This is a genomic window from Streptomyces sp. URMC 126 (genome assembly GCF_051386555.1).
In the GTDB taxonomy this organism is placed as follows: domain Bacteria; phylum Actinomycetota; class Actinomycetes; order Streptomycetales; family Streptomycetaceae; genus Streptomyces.
In genome coordinates this window covers 1-6,127 of the sequence record NZ_JBPQTX010000378.1, presented here as the reverse complement: position 1 = coordinate 6,127, position 6,127 = coordinate 1, and the positions used below count along the sequence as shown (strand labels likewise).

The 6,127-nt window shown below is 71.8% G+C and carries 7 protein-coding genes; 2 read left to right on the top strand and 5 right to left on the bottom strand.

The features are described from left to right. Window positions 1-962: ROK family protein (locus ACSNOK_RS29535; RefSeq protein WP_436783860.1), on the bottom strand; the 962-nt coding region annotated here is incomplete at its 3' end. A 388-nt stretch (window positions 963-1,350) separates the two neighbouring features. On the opposite strand from ACSNOK_RS29535, the gene ACSNOK_RS29530 reads away from it, so the two are divergent. After that, the gene (locus ACSNOK_RS29530; protein ID WP_436783861.1) at window positions 1,351-2,340 is read left to right on the top strand and encodes a LacI family DNA-binding transcriptional regulator; all 990 of its coding nucleotides are present in this window, start codon (window positions 1,351-1,353) and stop codon (window positions 2,338-2,340) included. A 191-nt stretch (window positions 2,341-2,531) separates the two neighbouring features. On the opposite strand, the gene ACSNOK_RS29525 is transcribed toward ACSNOK_RS29530, so the two are convergent. The 4 genes from ACSNOK_RS29525 to ACSNOK_RS29510 all read right to left on the bottom strand — a co-directional run bounded on the left by ACSNOK_RS29525 (window position 2,532) and on the right by ACSNOK_RS29510 (window position 4,919). Next, the gene (locus ACSNOK_RS29525; RefSeq protein ID WP_436783859.1) at window positions 2,532-3,014 is read right to left on the bottom strand and encodes a nitroreductase family deazaflavin-dependent oxidoreductase; all 483 of its coding nucleotides are present in this window, start codon (window positions 3,012-3,014) and stop codon (window positions 2,532-2,534) included. Between the two features lie 257 nt (window positions 3,015-3,271). Then, entirely contained in the window at window positions 3,272-3,628 is a 357-nt protein-coding gene (locus tag ACSNOK_RS29520; RefSeq protein WP_436783858.1) for a hypothetical protein, read from the bottom strand. Window positions 3,629-4,246: 618 nt separating this feature from the next. Continuing rightward, window positions 4,247-4,465: a hypothetical protein gene (locus ACSNOK_RS29515; RefSeq protein ID WP_436783857.1), complete on the bottom strand. Its 219-nt coding sequence runs from the start codon at window positions 4,463-4,465 to the stop codon at window positions 4,247-4,249. Between the two features lie 94 nt (window positions 4,466-4,559). Continuing rightward, a complete protein-coding gene (locus ACSNOK_RS29510) occupies window positions 4,560-4,919 on the bottom strand; it encodes an excisionase (protein ID WP_436783856.1) in 360 nt (119 codons plus the stop codon). A gap of 69 nt (window positions 4,920-4,988) precedes the next feature. On the opposite strand from ACSNOK_RS29510, the gene ACSNOK_RS29505 reads away from it, so the two are divergent. After that, the gene (locus tag ACSNOK_RS29505; protein ID WP_436783855.1) at window positions 4,989-5,963 is read left to right on the top strand and encodes a Clp protease N-terminal domain-containing protein; all 975 of its coding nucleotides are present in this window, start codon (window positions 4,989-4,991) and stop codon (window positions 5,961-5,963) included. Window positions 5,964-6,127: the final 164 nt, after the last annotated feature.

Here is a 6,127-nt window from a genome sequence, read left to right as displayed (position 1 = left end):
CGCCCCCACACCCCGGTCCCCTCCGCCGCGGCAGCCGCCGCGCCCACCAGGCCGGCGTCGCCGCCCAGCCGGGCCGGCAGGACCTCGACGCCGACGGCGAAGGACAACGTCGCGTACTCGCGCAGGTAGCGGCGCAACGGCGCGAAGAGGACGTCGCCGGCGCCCGCGACGCCGCCGCCCACCACCGCGACCTCGATCTCGGTGAGGACCGCCGTCGCGGCGATGCCGGCCGCGAGGGCCTGAGCGGCACGGTCGAACGACGCGACGGCCAGGGGGTCGCCGGCGCGGGCCGCCGCGGCGACGCCCGTCGCGCCCGTGTCACCATCCGGCCCGGGCAGCCAGCCGGACTCCAGGGCCCGGCGGGCGATGTTGGGGCCGCTGGCGATGCGTTCGACGCAGCCCCGGGCGCCACAGGGGCACGGGTCGCCGTCCAGGTCGACACTGATGTGACCGATGTGCCCGGCATTGCCCGTGCGGCCGGGATGCAGGCGTCCGCCGAGCACCAGCCCGCCTCCCACGCCTGTCGACACGACCATGCACAGGGCATCGGCCCGTCCCCGCGCCGCGCCGAGCCAGTGTTCTGCGGCGGTTATGGCGACGCCGTCCCCGACGAGGACGACGGGCAGGTCGCCGACCCGACGTCCCACCTCGGCCACCAACGGAAAGCCGCGCCAACCCGGTACGTTGACGGGGCTGACCGTACCGCGCGCCGCGTCCACGGGCCCGGCGCTGCCGATGCCCACCGCGCGCACGCGCCGCCAGTCGGTGGAAGCGGAGAGTTCGTCGAGCACCTCGGCCACCGCGCCCATCACCACCGCCGCGTCACCCTCGGCAGGGGTCCGCCGCCGGGAGCGGACGAGAAGCCGCCCCTCGGCGTCCACCAGCGCTCCCGCGATCTTGGTCCCGCCGATGTCGAGCGCGGCGACGAGAGCGCCCGGTCCGGTGTGCGTGGGGGACGGCATGAGGAACGGTGTCTCCTGCTCCACTCGTGGCGCGGCCGGCCCCGGGTGGCCGGCCGTCGCTTTCCCGCCAGTCTCCGCCACTGTTGACAACGTTGTCCAGGCCCTATGCTCGATCGACGCGTCCCGCACACGCGGGTACGCGAAGGCCCGGTAGGACACCGCCCCGAACCGGCGGAGAGCGCGCATCTCCCCCAGCACACACACGACACCCGCGACACACAAAGCACGAAGCACGAAGCACGAGCACAGAACACAGCACCGGAACCATCCGCAGCGCCCACAGCCCACAGCCCAGGAAACCCCACCAAACCCACGAAGCCCACAGAGGACGCGCCACGTGCCCGACACCGCCCACACCCCGCGCCCCCGCTACGGCACCCGTCCGACCATGAAGGACGTGGCGACGCGCGCCGGCGTGGGGTTGAAGACCGTGTCCCGCGTGGTGAACGGCGAGCCCGGTGTGACCACCGAGACCGAACGCCGCGTCCGGGAGGCCATCGCCGCCCTCGGTTTCCGTCGCAACGACAGCGCCCGCGTCCTGCGCAAGGGCCGGACCTCGTCCGTCGGTCTCGTCCTGGAGGACCTGGCGGATCCCTTCTACGCCCCGCTCAACCGCGCTGTCGAGGAGGTGGCCCGCGATCACGGCGCGCTGCTCATCAACGGTTCCAGCGCCGAGGACCCCGAGCGGGAGCGCGAACTCGCCCTCGCCCTCTGCGCCCGCCGCGTCGACGGGCTCGTCGTCATCCCGGCCGGCGACGACCACCGGTACCTGGAACCGGAGATGGCGGCGGGCGTGGCCACGGTCTTCGTCGACCGCCCCGCCGGGCTGATATCCGCCGACACCGTCCTCTCCGACCACGCGGGGGGTGCCCGAGAGGGCGTGGCGCATCTGATCGCCCACGGCCACCGCCGGATCGGCTTCATCGGCGACCAGCCGCGCATCCACACCGCGACCGAGCGGCTGCGCGGCTACCGGGCCGCGATGGACGCCGCCGCGCTGCCGGTTCACGACGGCTGGATCTCGCTCTGCCCGACCGTTCCCGAGCGCGTACGCGGCGAGATGGCGCGCATGCTGTCCGGCCCGGCCCCGGTCACCGCCTTCTTCACCGGCAACAACCGGGTGACGGCCACGGCCGTCCGCGTACTGTCCGAACTCGCGCGACCCGTCGCGCTCGTCGGCTTCGACGACCTCGAACTGGCCGACCTTCTCTCCCCCGCCGTCACCGTCGTCGCCCAGGACCCCGCCCGCCTCGGCCGTACCGCCGCGGAGCTCCTCTTCCAGCGCCTCGACGGGTACGCGGCGGAGGCCCGGAGGATCGAGTTGCCGACGCGCCTGATCGTCCGCGGCTCGGGCGAACTGCCGCCCGCGCCGCACTGAGCGCGGCGGACCGCGCCCGGCCGGGAAGCGAGCCCGGGGACAAGCGACGCGCAGCGGTCCGCCGTGAAGCAGCTCGGAATGCCGGGGGTTCAGGGTGCGGAAGTTCGGCATACGGCGGCTCGGAGCGCACAGCAGGCTCATGACCCGGCCGCGCGCGATGCCCCGCAGGCCGGAACAGGCGGGTCAGTGGATCAGTCCCCCGTCGGCTCCGGGGCCTTCGCCGGCCCGGCCGGGTTCTCGGGTTCGAGGACGAAGACCGGGATGACGCGGTGGGCCTTCTCCTGGTATTCGGCGTACGGCGGATACGCGGCGACCGCGCGTCGCCACCACTGGGCCCTCTCGTCTCCCGTGACCTCACGTGCCGTCATCGCCTGGCGGGCGGGGCCGTCCTGGAGTTCCACCCGCGGATCGGCCTTGAGGTTGAAGTACCAGTCCGGGTGGCGCGGGAAGCCGCCCTTCGAGGCCACCGCCGCGTACCGCCCCTCGTACTCCACACGCATCAGCGGAATCTTGCGGATCCTGCCGCTCTTCGCGCCGCGCATCGTGACGATCACGACCGGCAGGCCCGTGTCCCAGAGCGTCGTGCCCTGTGTGCCGCCCGAACTCTCGTACAACTCGACCTGTTCACGCACCCACTGCGCCGGGCTCGGCTCGTACTCGCCCTCGAAAGGCATGGCGCGCCCCCGTTGTCGTGTGTGTGGACTTCCGGGCCAGTCCAGCACAAGCCTCGCGCGAAAGGGAGACCGCCGTTCCCGCCCTGCCGCCGACCGGACGGGGACGAGGGCGAGCGAGAAGGCGGGACCGCACGGGTCAACCGCCTCTCGCCTCTCCGGTCGAAGCCCAGGGTCGAGCTCAGGCCGTGTCGCGTGTGCGGAATGCCCGGGCGAGCGCTCACGGTCGGGGCATCGTCGATCAGCGCGCGCCCGTAAAGTCAAAGGTCCGCTTCGGGTCCGACGTGGCGAAGAACCGTCTTGTACTCGCCTGTGGCGAAGAGCCCGTCGATGGCCCTGACCATTGCCGGCACACCCGCCTCACGGACGATGAGGCCGTCCCAGCACCACCAGCAGTCGCCTTCCGGCTCGCCCGCCTGCCGCTGGTGGTCCATGATCCGCTGCACCTCGTCGAGAGTGAACACCGTTCCGGACCAGCGATCGCCGTCATCGCGGACGACCCACATGTCCACGTTGCAGACCGTGTCGAGGTCCTCTCCCGCGCCGGGCACGAAGCAGATCTCGTACCCGTCACGCTTGACGCGGTAGAAGGGACCGTCCCACACTGCTCGCTCCATCACGCTCTGCCGTATGCCGTCTTCAGGGGCCGAACCGAGCGGCCGCCGATCAGTACATCACGCCCCGCCCGCAGGGCGCGGCGCCGAGCGAGTCCGCGCTTCGGCGGCGGGCGGGAGCCGTACGGAACGGCAGGTTTCGCGCACTCCTGGCCCGTGTCCTGTGGTGGACAACGATCAGCCGGTTCGCCGACGTCGTTCCTCGGCTTCGGCCGGGGTGTCGTAGTAGCCGGGCCGTGCCAGGAGGGCCGAGCTGAAGTAGTAGCCCTGCTCTTCCTCCGGTTCATCGTCGGCTTCGAGCGGAAAACGTGCTGTCCGTGCCGGTGTGCATCCGACAACGAGGAGAGATCGTGGAGCGAGTTCAGGGCGGGGTCGGCGCTTGCTGATCCATGCCGATCCGCAGGGGGCCGACGCCGACGGGAGGAGCAAGGTCGAGATCCATGCAGGGCATGATGCCGAAGGGCACTGTCAGTGGGGGGTGGGCCTTGAGTGATGGAGGCTTTGCCGGTCAGTCCCCTGCCCGGACCTTTGGCGAGCCGGGCGGGGAGGTCCTGGGGGCTTGCCCAGTCAGCCGGCCTCGGGCTCGGGTGCTGGGCGAGGCGATGTCTGCCGCCGAAGCGCCTACTCCTCATCGGAGTCGTACGTCTCCACGACCTCCCTGATTGCGGTCTGCAATTCCTCGCGGCTCATCGGGGACCCGTCCGAGGTGGCGCTGGAGAAGCCCCGGCCGCTCGGGCCGTTGGTCCAGTCGAAGTCGTAGACACCGGGTTCTTCCGGGCGCGCCCGGACCGTGAACTCCCGGCCGTCCACGCTCAGCCGAATCGCTTCTTCGCTCGTCAATGGTGCCACCGCCTTCGCCTCGCCTCGGTCGCACGCACCGGCGACGCCCGGCGGGCCTCCACGCAGGAATGAGTGAACGGACCCGCGGCGCCCCTCACCCGTGCTCCAACGCCGCCAGTCGCAGCTCAAGTTGATCCACCCGTTGCCGTAGCAGGGCGACCTGGGCTTCCAGGCTGACCTCCCGTTCCGCCCTGCGTTGAATGCGCGGTGAGGCGGCGGCGCGTTCGATCACCGCGTCCAGCCGGACCAGGCGCTGCGGTCCGTTCGGTCCGTCCACCAACCGAGACCGGATCTCGCCGTTCCGGTACCAGGAGCGCAGGGCCGAGCGGGAAACGCCGGTCTCCGCCTGGGCCTTGGCCAAGGTGACCCAGGGTGCCCCGTCCAGTCGCTCGAACAACTCCAGCTCGCTCTGCCAGCGCGCGAGCCTGTCCTCCCAGCCCGATGCCGTCGACATCAAGACCCTCCCTTCGTCACGGACACCCTGTCAAAAGCAGCGTATTGACGGGGTTGAGAGCATGGAAGCATGACTTTTGAGCGGTTCACAGTGAAAGCCCGCAAGGTGGTCGTCACGGCCCAGGAGGAAGCCCGGCTGCTCAAACACGATCACATCGGCACGGAGCACCTTCTGTTGGCGCTCCTTGAGGTGCCGGACCACACGGCGGCGAACGTCCTGCACCGGCTTGGGTACGACAAGGAGGCGGCGCGGGCCGATGTCGTCGCGGTGGTGGAGCCCGGCACGCAAGCACTCAACGGCCACATCCCGTTCGCCCCGAGCGCGAAGCGGGCACTGGACCTCGCCCTGCGCGAGGCGCAGCGGCTGCGTCACACCGACATCGGCACGGAGCACATCCTGCTCGCCCTCGCCGGGGAAGGCGCGGGGGCCGGCGCGGAGGTACTCGCCAAGCGGTTCGGCTCGGTCGACAGGGTCCGGGCCGCGGTGCTGTCAGCGCTGGAGGGACCCCAGGAAGCCGTGACCGGCCCATGGTCCGCGGCGACGCCCGCCGTCGAGGACGCCGTGTCCACCGCCGGCGCGCTGGCCGGTGCCGCGCCGGTCGGCAGCCACCACCTGTTGGAGGCGATGGTGCGCGCGGAGGACAGTATGGCGGCCAGGGTCCTCCGCGAGCTCGGGGTCGATCCGGACGCGGTCATCGCCAAGATCGACGAACTGGATCCGGAAACGACCACGGACGCCGGCCCGGAGGAGGCCGCCGCACGGAAGATGGAGATCCGGCTGGTCGAGGACGAGGTGCGGCTGATCCTGCGGGATCCGGCGACGGTCTCGACCGTCAAGAAGATCGCCGAACTCGCCGGCGGCGGCCCGGTTCGGGGCGTCGGTCCGGTCGCCGGCATGTTCGTCCCGGTCTGGCGGTCGGCCGACGAGCTGCTGCGACGGTTGCGGAGTGCGCTGGAGCCGGAGCCCGGAGGAGCGGACGGGTCCCCCGCGAGCGACACGGACCGCGCCGTGCGGGCAGCCCTCGGGTCCCGGCTCCGCCGGTGAACCGGTGAACGACGGGCCGAGCCGGGGGTCTTCGGGCCGGTGTCGTTCCCGGGGGTGATGCGCCGTCTTCCGGGCACCTTTCGCCCGCACCTTTCAGCGCCCGGGTCTCGTGCCTCCCGTCATCAGGTGGGGCGGTTCGGGTCGGGTCGGGGCGGGTCAACCGC